This window comes from Algoriphagus sp. NBT04N3, assembly GCF_019443765.1.
GTDB classification, from domain to species: Bacteria; Bacteroidota; Bacteroidia; order Cytophagales; family Cyclobacteriaceae; genus Algoriphagus; species Algoriphagus ornithinivorans.
The window spans coordinates 1112694-1129058 of record NZ_CP048415.1; the positions used below are offsets into that span (position 1 = coordinate 1112694).

General features: G+C 39.8%; 17 protein-coding genes. 4 read left to right on the plus strand and 13 right to left on the minus strand.

Features of this window, described 5'->3' with window-relative positions; translation table 11 throughout:
- The first annotated feature begins 40 nt into the window (after positions 1-40).
- Both GYM62_RS04745 and GYM62_RS04750 read left to right on the plus strand, forming a co-directional pair.
- Positions 41-298 carry a hypothetical protein gene (locus GYM62_RS04745; RefSeq protein ID WP_091655302.1) on the plus strand — a complete coding sequence of 86 codons (258 nt, stop codon included), beginning with the start codon at positions 41-43 and terminating at the stop codon, positions 296-298.
- On the plus strand, positions 295-1068 hold the full coding sequence (locus tag GYM62_RS04750) for a LexA family transcriptional regulator (protein ID WP_219958531.1): 774 nt from the start codon (positions 295-297) through the stop codon (positions 1066-1068). Before GYM62_RS04745 ends, GYM62_RS04750 begins: the two co-directional genes overlap by 4 nt.
- Here the strand turns inward: GYM62_RS04750 and GYM62_RS04755 are convergent, their stop codons facing one another.
- Positions 1069-1830: a hypothetical protein gene (locus GYM62_RS04755; protein WP_219958532.1), complete on the minus strand. Its 762-nt coding sequence runs from the start codon at positions 1828-1830 to the stop codon at positions 1069-1071. It abuts the gene before it with no gap.
- A 12-nt stretch (positions 1831-1842) separates the two neighbouring features.
- Between GYM62_RS04755 and GYM62_RS04760 the strand changes: the two genes are divergently transcribed.
- Entirely contained in the window at positions 1843-2514 is a 672-nt protein-coding gene (locus GYM62_RS04760) for a 2OG-Fe(II) oxygenase (protein ID WP_255590556.1), read from the plus strand.
- On the opposite strand, the gene GYM62_RS04765 is transcribed toward GYM62_RS04760, so the two are convergent.
- Entirely contained in the window at positions 2511-2942 is a 432-nt protein-coding gene (locus GYM62_RS04765; protein ID WP_255590558.1) for a DUF2141 domain-containing protein, read from the minus strand. The genes GYM62_RS04760 and GYM62_RS04765 overlap by 4 nt on opposite strands.
- A complete protein-coding gene (locus tag GYM62_RS04770; protein ID WP_219958534.1) occupies positions 2939-4009 on the minus strand; it encodes an AMP-binding protein in 1071 nt (356 codons plus the stop codon). Before GYM62_RS04770 ends, GYM62_RS04765 begins: the two co-directional genes overlap by 4 nt.
- A gap of 105 nt (positions 4010-4114) precedes the next feature.
- On the opposite strand from GYM62_RS04770, the gene GYM62_RS04775 reads away from it, so the two are divergent.
- Entirely contained in the window at positions 4115-4948 is an 834-nt protein-coding gene (locus tag GYM62_RS04775) for a 1,4-dihydroxy-2-naphthoyl-CoA synthase (protein ID WP_091655297.1), read from the plus strand.
- Positions 4949-5057: 109 nt separating this feature from the next.
- Here GYM62_RS04775 and GYM62_RS04780 read toward each other — a convergent pair whose 3' ends face one another.
- The 10 genes from GYM62_RS04780 to GYM62_RS04825 all read right to left on the minus strand — a co-directional run bounded on the left by GYM62_RS04780 (position 5058) and on the right by GYM62_RS04825 (position 16327).
- Positions 5058-5717 (minus strand): DDE-type integrase/transposase/recombinase, encoded by a 660-nt coding sequence (locus GYM62_RS04780; RefSeq protein WP_219959409.1) that lies wholly within the window; start codon positions 5715-5717, stop codon positions 5058-5060.
- Between the two features lie 38 nt (positions 5718-5755).
- On the minus strand, positions 5756-6124 hold the full coding sequence (locus GYM62_RS04785) for an IS3 family transposase (RefSeq protein ID WP_219958535.1): 369 nt from the start codon (positions 6122-6124) through the stop codon (positions 5756-5758).
- The gene (locus GYM62_RS04790) at positions 6100-6429 is read right to left on the minus strand and encodes a transposase (RefSeq protein ID WP_219956957.1); all 330 of its coding nucleotides are present in this window, start codon (positions 6427-6429) and stop codon (positions 6100-6102) included. Before GYM62_RS04790 ends, GYM62_RS04785 begins: the two co-directional genes overlap by 25 nt.
- A 144-nt stretch (positions 6430-6573) precedes the next feature.
- Positions 6574-6732: a hypothetical protein gene (locus GYM62_RS04795; protein ID WP_219958536.1), complete on the minus strand. Its 159-nt coding sequence runs from the start codon at positions 6730-6732 to the stop codon at positions 6574-6576.
- 100 nt (positions 6733-6832) lie between these two features.
- Entirely contained in the window at positions 6833-8260 is a 1428-nt protein-coding gene (locus tag GYM62_RS04800; RefSeq protein WP_255590559.1) for a sulfatase, read from the minus strand.
- Positions 8261-8265: 5 nt separating this feature from the next.
- Positions 8266-9603: a vanadium-dependent haloperoxidase gene (locus GYM62_RS04805; protein WP_219958537.1), complete on the minus strand. Its 1338-nt coding sequence runs from the start codon at positions 9601-9603 to the stop codon at positions 8266-8268.
- On the minus strand, positions 9593-12895 hold the full coding sequence (locus GYM62_RS04810; protein WP_219958538.1) for a VCBS repeat-containing protein: 3303 nt from the start codon (positions 12893-12895) through the stop codon (positions 9593-9595). The genes GYM62_RS04805 and GYM62_RS04810 overlap by 11 nt, the downstream gene beginning before the upstream one ends.
- Positions 12896-12906: 11 nt before the next feature.
- Positions 12907-14154 (minus strand): ROK family transcriptional regulator, encoded by a 1248-nt coding sequence (locus tag GYM62_RS04815; RefSeq protein ID WP_219958539.1) that lies wholly within the window; start codon positions 14152-14154, stop codon positions 12907-12909.
- A gap of 376 nt (positions 14155-14530) precedes the next feature.
- Positions 14531-14701 (minus strand): Lacal_2735 family protein, encoded by a 171-nt coding sequence (locus GYM62_RS04820; RefSeq protein ID WP_219958540.1) that lies wholly within the window; start codon positions 14699-14701, stop codon positions 14531-14533.
- Between the two features lie 42 nt (positions 14702-14743).
- Positions 14744-16327 carry a toxin-antitoxin system YwqK family antitoxin gene (locus GYM62_RS04825; RefSeq protein ID WP_219958541.1) on the minus strand — a complete coding sequence of 528 codons (1584 nt, stop codon included), beginning with the start codon at positions 16325-16327 and terminating at the stop codon, positions 14744-14746.
- Positions 16328-16365 lie beyond the last annotated feature (38 nt).

Below are 16365 nucleotides of genomic sequence, written 5' to 3' on the forward strand. Positions count from 1 at the left end.
AAGTAACATTTTATATTAGTACTCGTAAAACAGGTCAATCATGGAAAAGCTAGAAAAAATCAACATCACCACTAAAAATTTGGCATCAGGGAATTGTCAGGTAAAGTTTGTTGTCGAAGATGATCAGGATCCTAGGTACGGATATCTTTTGATGACAGAGCCGAAGCCGGTAGGTGAGATCATTTTGGAAATTCAGCGAAAGCTGGAAAACAGAAGAATGGCTGAGCGGAATATCAATCCCTTATTTCCGGTTGCTCCAGCGCAGGAAGATCCTAACTTTTATTTATTCTCAGCATGAGTTTTCTAGCCTCCAATCTCCGGTTTTTGCGAAAGCAAAAAGGCATTACCCAAAGTGATCTAGCTGATCAGTTGGACGTGCAGCGAACTATGATATCTGCCTATGAGGATGGGCGTTCAGAACCCAAGCTTGCGGCCCTGCAAAAGATCTGTGAATTATTGGAAGTTGGGATGGATGAGTTGATCAATCATGATATTGAAAAGCTCGGAAGAAAAGCTATTCAAAAGCGAGATCTGAACATTTTGACTATTGCGGTAAATGATCAAGACAGAGAGAATATCACGTTAGTGGGTCAAAAGGCCTCTGCCGGATATCTGAATGGTTTTGCAGATCAGGAATACATGGAGAAGTTACCGCAATTCCGTCTTCCTAATTTAGCAAGCAATGCAACTTACAGGGCCTTTGAGTTGGCGGGAGATTCCATGCTTCCACTGATACCTGGCACAATCGTAATTGGTGCCTATGTGGATCATCTCAGTTCTATCAAAAGTGGCAGAACTTATGTGCTCGTTACTCAAACAGAAGGGGTAGTTTACAAGAGGGTTTTTAACTATTTATCCGAAAATGGTAAGCTCTTTTTGGTATCGGATAATGAACATTATAAGCCCTTCGAGGTAAAAGGTGAAGATGTACTGGAGGCATGGGAAGCCAAAGCCTTTATCAGCACTGATTTCCCAAATCCGGGAGATAAGAAAAAGCCTTTAAGTTTGGATGATTTGGGCGAGATGATTAAGGATATTCAATTGGATTTGAAAAAACTGAAAGGGTAATTATTCTTCCACCAAGCCTTCAAATCCTTCCTGGATTTTCCCAACTGCATCAAAGGCTGGATCAATATTGACCACACCTTTTCCCAATTCATGCCAATATCCATCACCACAGTCAATGTAATGACCTCGCTTGGTACCCGGTGATTCTTTGGCCATTTCGTAATGATAATCCGGCGTAAAAACCAATTTCATCAATTGAATGGCGTATTCCCAATTGATGGTTCTGCTTTTACCATTTTGCTCAAAAATCACCTTTCTATTCGAAAAATGAACCGTTACGGAGCAATCAATAGTGCTTTCAGAACTGACTATTCTATAATTGACCTGAAGAGGTGCTTCTTTTTTGGTGGTTTCATAAATGGCTTGAATTAGATCTTGAGCCATTAATTGCCATTCTTCCTGATTGGCAGGAGTTTTATAATCCTTTACTTTACCTGATTCGGTTAGACCAATTCTAATCCCTCCTTCGTCCAAAGATTTGCCTGTCCATCTAGAGGTGGAGATCAGTTCCTGAAGAGATTTGACCCAAACCTGATCAAGTGGACCATCATATTGATAATCATCGTTGAGGGTAAAGCCTTCATCTAAAATTTCTTCTTCCGAAAGTTCCTCTCTATCAGTGTAGTGCAATTGAAGTTGAGCTTGAAGTTCCTTGCCCGACCAGTCCAATGTCATGTGAAATACATGGGCATAGGGAGGTGGGGTGATTCCTGAATCGTATTCGAAAACTAATCCTGTAACATTTGATTTTGGGGAACTCATAGCTTGAAGTTTGTGCAAAAGTATATTTTTTCCACTGATAAAGCAGTTATTTTGCAATCAAATAGCCGATTGATGGAAGATGTATTGGAAAAGATAGCCGAGGAGATTTATACCAAATCCTATGTGGTAATAGATAATTTCGTTGATGAGATCTTTAGAAAAGCCCTTTTTGATGAACAAACTGATTTACTCGAAAAAGGGAAGTTTCGGAAAGCTGCAGTGGGATCAGGTGATAAAAAGCAGGTAATACCTGAAATCAGAAGTGACGAAGTACTTTGGATGGATGAAGAGAACTTGAGCCTCCTACAGCGGGAATATTGGAACCGTGTAGAAGAAATCAAGATGATTTTGAACAGGAGATGTTTTCTGGGGTTGAAGTCGTTTGAAGGGCATTTTGCCAGATATCCAATTGGTTCATTCTACAAGAGGCATTTGGATCAATTCCATCAAGTACCTTATCGGGAAGTCACCGTGATCCTCTATGTAAATGATCAATGGACTGAGGCGGATGAAGGGGCTTTACGCATGTATCTCCCCAATCCCGATGGCACGGAGAGAATTGAGGACTATTTACCTATGCCAGGAAGGTTAGTGGTATTTTTAAGCGCTGAAATTCCTCATGAAGTGCTCCCTACAAAGAAGGAAAGAAACAGCATCACTGGCTGGCTGAAGATGATTTCTTAGCGTAGATCAATATTAATCTCTTTGACTTGATTGGCTTTCAATTCAAAACTGCATTTTTCAAATGAAGGTGTAGAGAAAATTACTCGCGGGTTATTAGAAAATCCATATTTCTCTGTTGGGTAACCAAAGGGATTTTTGTTGATTTCCCCATTTTCATCCTCATCATGGAAAGTTGAAATGGAGTATTTCCCTGGTTTTAGGTCTAAAATGGCAATTTTTGATCCCTGATTTTTTATAGGTAGTGAGATGGACTTAATCGCTTTTTTTCTATTGTCAGGAAATCCGCTTTCCTGATCAAAAATCAATATTCTTACCATACCCTGGTTTGATCTGCAATTCGAAACCGTCAAGGAGATACTTGCTAAATCTTGGTTTGAACTCGGTCCTTGAAATAAGAAGTGAAAAACTATCAATAGGATTTGTATCATTCAAGCAGGCTTTTTCTGGCTAATTTGCCATTTGCAGTCTCAGGAAATTTGGGCAGGCAAATAATCTCCTTTGGCCTTTCAAAACGAGATAAAACTAATTCAAGTTGCTTTTTTAAAATTTCTACCTGATCCGCTTCAATACCATTCCTTTCTAAAAATAGAACTACTTTTTGTCCTAAGGATTCATCCTTTTTTGAACTAACAAGAAATCGGGTATCTGGGAAAATGGCTTGAACTGAATCTTCGATTTTATTTTCAACTTGTTCCGGATGAATCTTTACTCCTCCAGAATTGATCACAAAGTCCAATCTACCTTTCCAAATAAATTGATTAGGAGGAAGCAACTCGATTTGGTCATTTGTTTGGATCTTTTGAGGCCCACTCATTGGTGATTTTATCCAAAGTGCATTATTTGAATCCGTGCCGATTTCTACACCCGGCAAGGTGCTGTAAAGTAATTCTGGCTCGGTAGTTATTCGAGCTAATGCAACATGTGAAACAGTTTCTGTCATACCGAAGGTTTGCCAAGCAGCAATTCCATGTTTGACTATTTTAGATTTTAATTTTTGGGAAAGGGGAGCTCCACCTATGATTACTTGCTTGATTTTCTGCAATTTTTCTAGGCTCTCAGGCTTCTCTAAGCTATTTTTCACCTGTAGTGGCACCATTGCTACAAAGTCAGGTAATTCATCCAAATTGAGTTCACTCAGTGGGTCTGAACTTGCAGCTACGATCTGTATGGGAGCATCCCAAACCATAGCCCGAACTAACATCATTTTTCCGGCGATGTAGGCAGGATTTAGGCAGCAAAGTAGTTTGGTGTCTTTACCTATTTTGAAAAAGCCCTGAGTAGCTTTAGCACTAGCTTCCATTTGGGATCTATCAAGTAAAACGTTCTTAGGTACTCCTGTTGATCCCGAGGTTTGTTGATGAAATTGGGTTTCTCCATTTTTCCAAGCATGGCAAAAAGCCAAGGCCTCTTTTAAAAAATCAGGATTGTCTGATTGTACCTGAATAAAATCTTCAGGCTTTTGAAAAGTGTGTTGACGATATTTTAATTGAAACATAAGGTTTTAACTCAGGAAAGCAGACTTCAGGTTCGAAAGATCAACAAATTCCGTAGAAGCCTGTTATCTTGCAAAAAAATCTGATTTTTAACCAAAACGAAAATCATGGAGTGGATTACTGCCAAAGAATACGAAGATATCACCTACAAGAAGTGTAATGGGGTTGCCAGAATAGCATTCAATAGACCTGATGTTAGAAATGCTTTCAGGCCCAAAACGACAGCCGAACTTTATGATGCTTTTTATGATGCTCAGGAGGATACCTCTATTGGAGTGGTTTTGTTGAGCGGAGAAGGACCTTCCTCCAAAGATGGAAAATGGGCCTTTTGTTCAGGAGGTGATCAAAAAGCCAGAGGACATCAAGGCTATGTAGGAGATGATGGATATCATCGCTTAAATATTTTGGAAGTGCAGCGTTTGATTCGCTTTATGCCAAAAGTTGTGATTGCAGTAGTGCCGGGTTGGGCTGTTGGAGGTGGACATAGTTTGCATGTGGTTTGTGATTTGACTTTGGCTAGTAAGGAAAATGCAATTTTTAAGCAAACTGATGCTGATGTAACCAGCTTCGACGGAGGCTATGGTTCAGCTTATTTGGCCAAAATGGTTGGTCAAAAAAAGGCAAGAGAAATATTTTTCTTAGGAAGAAACTATTCTGCCCAAGAAGCTTATGAAATGGGGATGGTGAATGCAGTTATTCCTCATGATGAATTGGAGGAAACCGCTTACCAATGGGCCCAGGAAATATTAGAAAAGTCTCCAACTTCCATCAAGATGCTCAAGTTTGCCATGAATCTAACCGATGATGGAATGGTTGGGCAGCAGGTTTTTGCAGGAGAGGCAACACGCTTGGCTTACATGACAGAAGAAGCTAAAGAAGGGAGAAATGCCTTTTTGGAGAAAAGAAAGCCGAATTTCAAGGATATTAAGTGGATTCCGTAGACTGTTGATAGGTTGAGTAGCTGTGGGATTGGGTTATTGAGTTATAGGTTACTTAGTTATTCGACATTCATCATTCGATGTTCGATATTCCAATGAGGAATTGATTGATCTACCCCCCTATAAACTGGACAGAATTAGTTAGAGGTATTGAATTTAAATTATTTATTGATTTTGTTCGTATTGCAGAATGAACATCTTCACAGGGGGAACCGGAGCCTAGGCTTGGTTTCTCCTTGAAGAAAAATTTTACTTTCTTTCCATTAGTCCTTAGCCCTATTTTTTCTTGATTCCACAGGGACAAAAACTGCTCAGGGGATTTTCCAAGAAGCTCCTTTTTGATTCTTTTTCGATTATATACCCTGAAGAATTCTGAAAAAACTGCCCTTGCATGAATCAAATCCTGAAACTCGTAACCGGAGGTAACAGACTTTGATACGATGTGATGAAAAGATTCGATATGCCCATTTTGTTGCGGCACTCCAGGCTGAATAAATTCATGTTCGAAGGGTAGCTGCTGAATAGCTGATCGAAGTTCTTTAGATATAAATTGAGGTCCGTTATCGGTTCTAATCCGCAGCAAAGGTTGGGACTCCGAAGTCTCAGGATACTCTTGAAACATCCTCTTAATAAGGGCCACCACCTGGCCAGCCTTCATTCTGTAATCCAAGGTCCAAGCTAGCGCTAAACGGCTAAATGTATCCAGCGCAGTAAGCAGATAAGCTGTCCTGTTTGCTCCCGAAACATAAATGTACTTGATATCCAGTTCAATGGTCTGGAAAGGAAATTGCGCACAGGGACTGTTTGAAACTACCCGCTTTCGGCTTTTGGTTTCGTTCCTGGCCCTTTTGGATAGAGGAGTCTGTGTTCTTTCATCAGTCTGTAAACCTTTTTCTTATTAATCAGCAATCCTCTGTTTTTAAGTTCCAGACACATCATGTCTGCTCCATAATTCAGAAAAGGCTCTAAACAGATGGATCTGATCAACTCCACTACCTGACCATTGGACATTAATTCCCCAGACTGCGTGGATGTATGTGTAGAAGGCTTTCTTCCTGCTTTTCCCTGTTTGGGCTTATAGTAGTAAGTGCTTCTCGGAATTTCGGCGAGAGGTAGCGCAGCGGCAGTCCTCAAACCCTGTTGCAAATAACGGTTTACGACTTCTCTCCTCTGTTCCATTCTGCAATCTTTTTTTTTAAAAGCTCAGACAGCATTTTCTTCTCCAGTTCTTTCTCAGCAATAATTTCCTTGGCCAATGCCAACTCCTTTCGGAGACGAATCAGCTCCTGTTCCTGAGATTTGCCCCGTCTGTTCTCTAATCCGTCAACCCCTTGGGCGTTATACCGTTCGGACCAGTCATAATATTGAGAGGGGGCTATGCCATGTTTACGGCAGCCCGCTATGACACCCAATCGCTGGATATCCAAGAGCATCCGCTCTTTTTCTTCCTTACTCCATCGTCTTTGTTCTTTTTTCACAATCATAAAATTAGTGTTTAATTCACTAATCTCAGTCCAGCTCTTTAAGGGGGTGAATCATGATGAGTAATCGAGTAACTGAGTAATTGATTAATTGAGTAGGCGTCAGGGGAGAGGTTATTGAGAGGAGCCTTGCTCAGGGTTCAGGGTTCATTGTTCTACTTCAAATCCAACTGATTCTTCCGCCAAGTAGACAAGATGTATCCGAGAGTCATGCAAATCCCAGAGGGATTTGAGATAGGTAGTAATGATATATGCAGACACCCTCACCATGCTGTAGGCATGGAAGAATTTGGAATTTTTGTTCATCGTTCACCGTTCATGCATTTTTTTAAGGCGTGGGGGAAGAATAGAAGTTGGGAGTTCCTCGTATCCCGAACGCTTTTGGGGTGTAATTCTTAATTCAAAACTAGTCAGGGCTTTCGTACTTCCCATGTTTTCTCATGCCGCTACCTTCTGATCCGGTAAGTGCATCGCCCATGTCTTTCCTAGCTTCTTCAGCATAGCCTTGTAGCTTAGCCAGAATTTCCGGGTTTGCTTCGGAGACATCCTTACTTTCAGTAGGATCTATTTCCAAATTATAAAGTTCTGCTTTTTCTAAATTTACATGAGTGTATTGAACAGGGATTCCATCATTTCTCAAGACGGTTCCTTCTGGCAGAGCTCTATACCGGTGGGGAAAAACAAGTTTCCATTTTCCATTAATCACTGCTTGTAATTCGTTTCGGTTATAGTAGGCAAAATAAGGCTTTTCCTCCTGCTGCTCTCCTTGAATCATGGGCCATATATTTCTTCCGTCAATAGGAAGTTGAGGCATGTTGGAACCGGTTATTGCAGCAATTGTGGGTAAAATATCCACGGTCATAGCTGCCTGATTTTGAACAATCCCTGATTTAATTTTTCCAGGCCAGGTGAAAATGGCAGGAACTCGAATTCCTCCTTCCCAGGAAGTGCCTTTGCCTTCTCTCAATCCTCCAGTCAATCCTGCATGACCTCCATAAGAAAGCCAAGGACCATTGTCTGAAGTAAAAATTATCAGGGTATTTTCCTCCATGCCCAATGCTTTCAACTTTTTTCGGATCTCACCTACGGACCAATCAATTTCCATAATTACATCTCCATACATCCCCTGAGGCGACTTTCCTTGAAATTTTTCAGATACGAAAAGAGGGACATGCGGCATGGAATGGGCCAGATAAAGGAAGAATGGCTGATCTTGATTTTTCTCAATGAATTCTAGGGCCTTTTCCGTGTATCGACTGGTAAGCAAACTTTGATCATCCATGATTTCAAGAGTGGAATCACCTTGAACCAATGGCAGAGGAGGGTAATAGTCTTTAGCCTCAGGATGATGAGGCCACATATCATTGGAATAAGGCAATCCAAAATAGCTGTCAAAGCCTTGTTCGCCCGGTAAAAAAGGTTCTAAATGACCCAAATGCCATTTACCCACCATGCCTGTGGCATAGCCTTGTTCTTTGAGTAATTCAGCGATCGTAGTTTCATCTGGGTTCAATCCATGCTTGGCAGTATGGTCCAAGGCTCCAAAGATTTCCAAGCGATTGGCATAAGCTCCAGTCAGTAAAGCAGCTCTTGAGGCAGAACAAACTGCATGAGGAACATAAAATTGCGTGAATTTTGCCCCATCTTCAGCCATTTGATCCAGATTAGGAGTTTGCCATTCACTTGCCCCATAGCTTCCCAAATCACCGTAGCCTAGGTCATCTGCGAAAATTAAGACAATATTTGGCTTTTGAATAGGCTCTTTAGCTTCTTCTTTTTGGCAGGAAAAACAGAATAAACAAGAGAATAATAGAAGTGCTAGGGTCGATTTCAAGGCTGTTATTTTTTACTTATAAAAACTTCATTGTTACTTATTTTTTTCCAGATGCTTTGTCCGATTTTTTCTCCTTGAGCCACTCCTTCCTCAATTGCATCTCTAAAATGAATACCTCCATATAATCGAGAAATGGCAGCTTCTTCAGATGCTTGTAAAAAGGACTGAAACTGTCTTTCAGGTAAGCCAAAGTAAATTTCTGAGGTATCCAGAAACTCAAAATCATGTCCAAAATAACCCGTTAACACTACCGCAGAGGCTCGAGAGATCACAGAGTGACCAGAGGTGTATTCCGGAAAAGGGGGAGTTTGAAGCAATGGCTTCCACCTTTGGTCCAATTCTCTGTTTATGACTGTTTCAGGACGTATTCTGTCTGTTTCATATTTGGCTTTCCAGCAGGAAATGAAGGCATCATGCAAAGTCATTCCAACTAAAGCATGAATGTATGCAGTTTCTGCAAAGCTTAACTGCTGTTTTTCTGCTGCAATTCCAGTTATTCCGATCCAGTGTCCTCCTGGAGATATTTTTTTTACACCCATCGCCATGTGTCCGGAAAATTCTACCATAAAAGGATTGCAGTCCCAGAAATTGGCTATGAGTTTTTGTTCCTCATTCAGGTTTTTAACTGTTTGATAAACCTCTATCAATTGGGTACGAAAGGAACTACCTTCCTTCAAATCATAAGTAGCCATAGGATTTGGAGAAAATTGATTCAAATCCTGAATGTAAAAAGTTTTAATAGTTCTCCATTCAGGTTCAACAGCACCCATATAAGCCGGAGGAGTGGGGTACCAATTGCCAGCACCTTCCTTGGGGCTATATCTAGTTAGTGAGGGAAGTTCAAGGTACCCATCTGCTTTAGCCTGGGCCAGAACCGAATTCGCCACTGTTTTAGCAAAGGTGATGTGCGCCTCCAGTTCTTTCTTTTTGAAAAGTTTGTTTTTTAGAGCAAAATCCACCCATTTCTCTTTCTTTTCTTTTAAAAGATAACCTGAAGGCATAATACCTTCTCCCACCAAAAGCATGGCATAAATTGCTGAAAACTCGGGTGAACTGACTGGATCTCTTTTTAGTTCGAGACTATTTAGCCGAGATGGTCCAAGCAAATCCGGGTATTTGAATTCCTTTCCTTGCTCTCTAATAGCCAAATAGGTGGCTAGGTTGGAATAGGCATAGATTCTAGCAGCTACCGGAGGACTTGCCACGTCCGTGACCATTACTTCAGTTAGATGAAATAGCTTCTCTTTATAGGTCTTTGGCCAATTTATGGATTGCGCATTTACTTGATTTAGGCCAACTGCCAATAGAAGAATGATAATCAGTTGCCGTGCTTTATTTCTCATGGTATTGATAAAGTTCTAAAGCTTGTCCATGAATCCCAAATAGTAAGAATTTTTTCCCTGCCACTTCAATTGATAAAATCGACTTAATATCTCCTTTAATTGCCAAACCCGATTCAGTTGGGTAGGTAGTTTGGAAATCTCCTTTTCCATTGCCTTTTAGCACTAATCCTAGCCCGGCATCTATATTGCCAATCCGAATCCTTGTTTGCCTTTGATTGCCACCCAAGAGCAAATCTGTATAGCCATCCTGATCAAAATCCCCCGTTTGAATTTGAAAAATGGGAAAGGCTTGAGCTAAAGTTGGGAGTTTCTTGGCAATGAAACCGGTTCCTGTGTTTTCAAAAACATATGAGCTTAGACTGTTGGCTTCTAAAATTTGAGCAGCTTCCAAGTCTTTCTGCGAAAATAAATCTTGCAACTTAGCATCAGCATAACTCTCATAAGTAGTGAATTTGCTCCTCATGGAGACCATTTGATCCAGTAATTCATCCCGGCTTGCAAAAGGATATGCCTCATCCCCTATGTAGCATTCCAAAATCGGATCTATTGAGCCATTTTGATCAAAATCAGAAGCATAGAGCCTGAGCTTTTTTTCATCGTTTACCTTGAACTGAGAGTTGTTGCCAAAATTTCCGGCGATGATATCCAGATCCCCATCATCATCTAGATCTGTAGCATGAAGTGCAGTCCACCATCCTGATCTATTATCCTCAAAGTATTCATCTGTTTGATTTCTAAAGATTTTTCCTTGCTGATTAATCAAAACGGTAATAGGCATAAATTCTCCTGCGATCACTAAATCCGGAAATCCATCCTCATTCAGGTCTAGATTAATACTAGTTTGAATTAAGCCTAATTTTCCGTTTTGAGGGAGATATTGATCTGTTTGATCTGAAAATCCTCCGCTACCATTATTGATTAAGACTTTACTGAAAGGTATTTCAGGGTATCTACCGGGAATTACTTTTCCTCCGACAAACAAATCCAAAAATCCATCTTGGTTGATATCCAATGCTTGGGCAGTGCCAGTTGATAGGGTATAAGCTGGGAAATTTTTTTGAAGGCTTAATTTACCTGTTCCATCATTGAGATAAAGTCTGTCCTGAAGTGCCTCATCACTACTTAGATAATCATGATAGCCACCACTTCCAATAAATAAATCCAGCCAACCATCAGCATTGAAATCTTCAAAAATCGCAACTGCATCGGTGTATTCATCAGAAGATCTAAACCCTGTATAATTGGACCAAGTACTTCCGTCAAAGCTAAAAATCATTCCAGACTGACCTTTGGTGCCTCCGATAAAGATTTCAGGAATACCATCTTGGTTTAGATCTCCCTTTGCCAAAACAGGACTAATAGCCCCAGGCATGACAGTCATCAAGGGCTGTCTTTTGAAATCATTGAATCCAGTGGGTTTTGGCTTGAAATCAGGTAGCTTCTCTACTTTGCTGAAGAAGGTTTTTGAAATAGCAGCTTTCGGATGGGGAGTAATAGCATTGCTGTAGCTTAAGGTATTTATGCTGTTGACTTTGGGATTTTGGATGGTTTCAACTTTACCATCAGGCCAAGAGATCAATACCGAATCAACAATTGAGTTTTCTCCCAATCCAAAATGAACTCTATATGTACTGCTTGACTGAAAGCCTCGGACTACCTGATGTTCTTGAATTTGCTGGCTTCCTTTACTAAATACTTTGATTTCGGAGCCTAGCCCGAAAGGGTTTAATTCCGGTCCTTGAAGCTGGAACTGAATCCAGTTTCCTTTCTTCCCGGTATTTTCAAATATTCCTGCTGTTTCATTCAGATTACTGACAATCAAATCCAAATCTCCATCATTGTCCAAATCCGAATAGGCAGCTCCACTGGAAAATCCTTTTTCCTCAAATCCCCAATCATTTGAGCGGTTTTTGAAATTCAAATCTCCTAAATTCTGGAAAAAGTAATTAGAGATTGGGGTGGAGCTCATGGAAGTTACCAAATGCAAAGTGTCGGCTTTTTGATTTGCTACGGCCTGTTTGAAATAATAGTCCCCTTTATACTTTAAAAAGTCCCTATTGGTGTAGTCTCTGAAATATCCATTGGTGACCATCAAGTCCTTAAAGCCGTTGTTGGTAGCATCAAAAAACAAGGCTGACCAAGACCAGTCGGTATTTGATATTTCTGCCAATTGACCTACCTCTGAAAAATTTCCATTGCCCAAATTGAGTTGGAGCATATTTCTCATGTTTTGATGATAAAAGCCTTTTTTGATCATCAATGCATATTGCTCGTAGTTTTCCGGACCATAGAGGAGCTTTTGTCTTCGGTTATCTTCCGGTAGCATGTCCAAAGTGTAGATATCTTTCAACCCATCATTGTTGATGTCTGCTATATCAGCTCCCATGGAAAAGTGGGAAATATGCTGAAAGTAGGTGGTTAATTCGTCCTTGAAGGTGCCATCCTTTTGATTGATGTAAAGGTAGTCTGGCTCTATGTAATCATTAGTGACTAGAAGGTCTGTCCATCCATCTCCATTGATATCTGAGGCAATGACTGCCAATCCAAAGCCCAAGGCAGAGCCTTTGATGCCTGCTGATTGACTGATGTCTGTAAATTTTCCATTGTCATTTCTATACAGCTTGTCGCCTGCGGTTGGATGTCGCAGCAACTTGACTTCATCAAACTCTAACTCATTAATGACTTGGATATGGTGATTAAGTAGATATAGATCCAAATCACCATCTCTATCAAAATCGAAGAACAAGGCTTGAGTAGAATTGGAAGGGTCCGCTATACCATATTCTTCTGCTTTTTCTTCGAATTTAAAGCCACCTAGATTGATCCAAAGTTCATTTTTTCGGCTTTGCTCATCACCTTTTCCCGAGTAGGAGACGTAAATATCCAGCAAACCATCAGCATTGATATCTACCATACTTACCCCCGTTGCCCAAGAGTTTTTTCCTCCAATTCCAGCTGACTTGGTTAAATCTTCAAATTTCAGACCTCCTAGATTTTTATATAACCTATTGGAAACCATATTTCCAGTAAAGAAAATATCATCCAGTCCATCATTGTCCAAGTCACCGACAGCCACTCCGCCACCATTATAGAAATATTCATAACGAAGGATGTTGTTGTATTGATCTTCAGTCAGTTGGTTTTTAAAATTGACTTTGGATTTGCTGGCTTTAAGCTGTTGATATTTTGCCTCGAAATTTTCTTGAGCATGCACTGAAATGGATAAAAGGCAAAGTCCCATGAGCATCCAAAAAAGTGACTTAGAAAAGATCTTTGAATTATTGGTGCTCATGGGAATAATACTTATCCTAATCTGCTGATTACATCTTCAAAAAGCTGTTCATTGACCACTGCTACTCCTCCCATTAATCCCACATCTTGTCCCAGTTGATAGAGAGCCAATTGTGATTTTTCTCTGGACTTGGCCATGCTGTAGATATTTAATGCTTGTTGAATTGGCGTGATCAAATATTGGTTGGCTTCAGCCACAGATCCACCTATAATGATCAATTCTGGATTGAGCAATTGGATCAGCATAGATATTCCTCTTCCTAAATCCAAGCCAGCCTCAGAAAGAATAGTGATTGCTCTTTGATCTCCTGCTAATGCAGCTTCTACCACGATTCCAGGCTCCAACTCTCCTTCATGGTCTCTGACCATTCTTGCCAGAATACTGTCTTTGTCCAGCTTGATAGCCTCCTCAGCCATTTTCACAATGGCTGTTCCTGAAGCAACTGCTTCCAGGCAACCTTTCTTTCCGCAAATGCAGGTTACATCTCTTGATTCGAAAATCGGTGAATGAGAAAATTCACCAGCAAATCCAGATGCTCCTCTGTAGATTTTACCATCGATGATAATTCCCAAACCAATTCCCCAACCAACGAAAAGGCCTAATACATTTTTGTAGGAATGATTGGATCCAAACTTGAATTCAGCGAGAGTCATGGCTCTTGCATCATTTTCCATAAAAATCTTTTTCTGGAATCTGGATTCAAAGTTTTCCAATAAGGACTTTTTGCCAAAGCGGAAATAAGTATAATTGATACCCCCCATAGAATCCACAAGGCCTGGCATAGAAATACCTATAGCAATGATTTTATCCGATTCTATTCCCGTGTTGGCTAAATAATGATCTATAATATCACAGATTTTATCGAAAGTTTCTTTTTCATTATCTAAAACAATCTTGTGGCTTTCTTTGGCTACTGCTAAGGTATGATTGCAGGAATATAGCCCAAGATTCATATTAAACTTTGAAAGATCTACAGAAAGGACATAGAAAGCGTCTTCCGCTAATCTGTACAGATCAGGCTTTCTCCCTCCTTGAGATTCCGCCCGACCATGCTTGATGACTTCTCCCGAACTCATTAAGTCTGTGAGAAGGGAGTTGACGGTAGGAAGTGAGATCCCAACCTCATTGCAAATTTCACTGGCTGTATTTGCTCCTTTGAGGTATAGGTTCTTAATGATCTTTATCTTATTGAGATAACTCTTGATTTCGACTACTCCCTCCATCTTTTCGATGAGGGCATTTGGATTTATTAGGTTCATAGATTCAAGTTGTACCTGAAATAAGGGAATTTTTAGGTTTCAAAAAATACTTTTTTAAAAAAATTAGAAAATGATTCAAATTTCAACGCTTCAAAATCAATTTATTTTTAATTGATTGATATTTGACAAAAAGATTTAGAAAGATTTCTGCCTTTGGGTTAGCCCTCTTAAACTGGAATAAAAAAAGATGAGGCTGCCTTTGGACAAAGACAGCCTCAAAAAGAATTATTAAGTATGCGTCCGTAGCTCAATCACCCTTAAAATAAACTAATCTAGTTGAAAAAATGCTCTATCGGACTAGCTTAAATAATCAATCTAATGTACACATAAATACTTGAAATACAAATAAATGCATTATAAATATTTGAATATGCGTTTAGTTTTTTGCGAGGTTTTCGATTTTCTTTGCTATTTCTTCTGCCTCAGCCATTAATTTATCAGCTGCAGTTCTATTAGAGTGGGAGATCTTGTGTGCTTCTTCCAATTTCTTTTTGTACAAATCCTGAAGTTTTTCAGCTTCGGATTTCTTCTTAAATAATCCAAACATATCTAGTCTTTAGGGGTAGAACATGAGAGGATTTAAAAGGTTTTAAAACCTAATGAATGAAGCTGATGGATCTTGGGTTCGATTGTCTCCATCTACGATCTCATCATTCTTGTAATTGATCAAATCTTCCAGTCTACCTGCGGAATTGTAATATCTCCAAGGACCTTCTCTTTTTCCATCTTTCATCGCGCCTTCTGAAGCCTTTCTTCCATTCTCATGATAGAAAATCCATCTACCATCAGCCTTGCCCTCTTTATAAACTCCCTCAGATTCTTTTTTGCCATTTATATAGTAAGTGATTCTGGTCCCGTCTCCATCCTTTAAGGTGCCTTTATCATACGTTTTGGAACCATCATAGGACTTGTATTCCGAGACATTCCATAGACGGCCTTCTTTCCAGAATTCTTCTTGGGTCAATTGCTTATTATCATAAAATAAGCCCCAGATTCCGTCTTCAAAACCCAATTTGTAGGATCCAACGGTCTTCAATTGTCCACCATCATAATAATAGACCCATTGCCCATTCTCCATTCCCAATTCGTATTCACCTTCTGCGATCAGGATGCTGATTTTATTAAAGTATTTCCAAAGACCTGTTTTGACATCATTTCTATACTCGCCTAAAGAGAATAAAACTCCATCAGGAAAATAACTTTTCCATACGCCGGTTTTCATACCGTTGGCATATTGCCCTTCGACAGATACTTTTCCGTCCTCGTAAAATTCTTCGTATTTACCTACCGGAACTCCCAGCTCATAGGTTTTTCGCTTAGCTACATTTTTGTTGGGGTAATATTCTTCCCAAGTTCCTACAGCAATACCGTTTTCATAGGTCTCAATTCTTGCAAGCCGTTTATTAAGATAGTAGTATTTCCACGTTCCGACTCTAACCCCATTTTCATTGTAGAATTCTTCAGCTTCTATAGTTTTTGTGTCAGGAAAGTATCTCACCCATGGGCCGACTTTTTTCCCCATTTTGTATTCTCCTGTTTCAAGTACATAATTATAGGAGGAGAATGCAGTGTATTTTCCATCAAGTTTTCCTTCGGAATAAGTGGCTTCTATTAGGAGTTTTCCATCTACGTCATACTCAAAAAATGGTCCGTCTAGTACTCCTTTTTTATAAAACTCTCTTCTTAAAACTTCACTAGAAGGATAATAATAAATCCACTGTCCTGATTTTTCCCCTTTTTCATATTGACCCTCTGTAAAAATTGCTTTTGGATCAACAAAATCTGGTTGACCTGTTCTACCATAGTACTCTACATATTTTCCAACTATCAAGCTGTCTTGAAAAATCAACCTCCTTTTAAGAAAACCATCATTATCATAAACCTCTGCCGGGCCAAAAAGAACTCCATTTTTATACTCTGCTTCTAACATTTTTTTTCCATTGGGAAAAAATGAAACCCAAACGCCTTCACGTATATCGTTTTCAAATTTTCCCCTAGTTAGAAGGGAATTGTTTTTTGGATTGTAGTAATTCCATAAGCCTTGTTTTTTGCCCTGCTTAATCACACCAGTGGCCATGATGCTGGAATCCGGACTGAAGATTTTTACTAATTCGGTTTCTTGGGCAAAAAGTGAAGAATTTATAAAAAGGAAAAGGATGATTAGATATCTCATAAATTATTTGTCATGATCTGGCTTGAGCCAAATTGCGG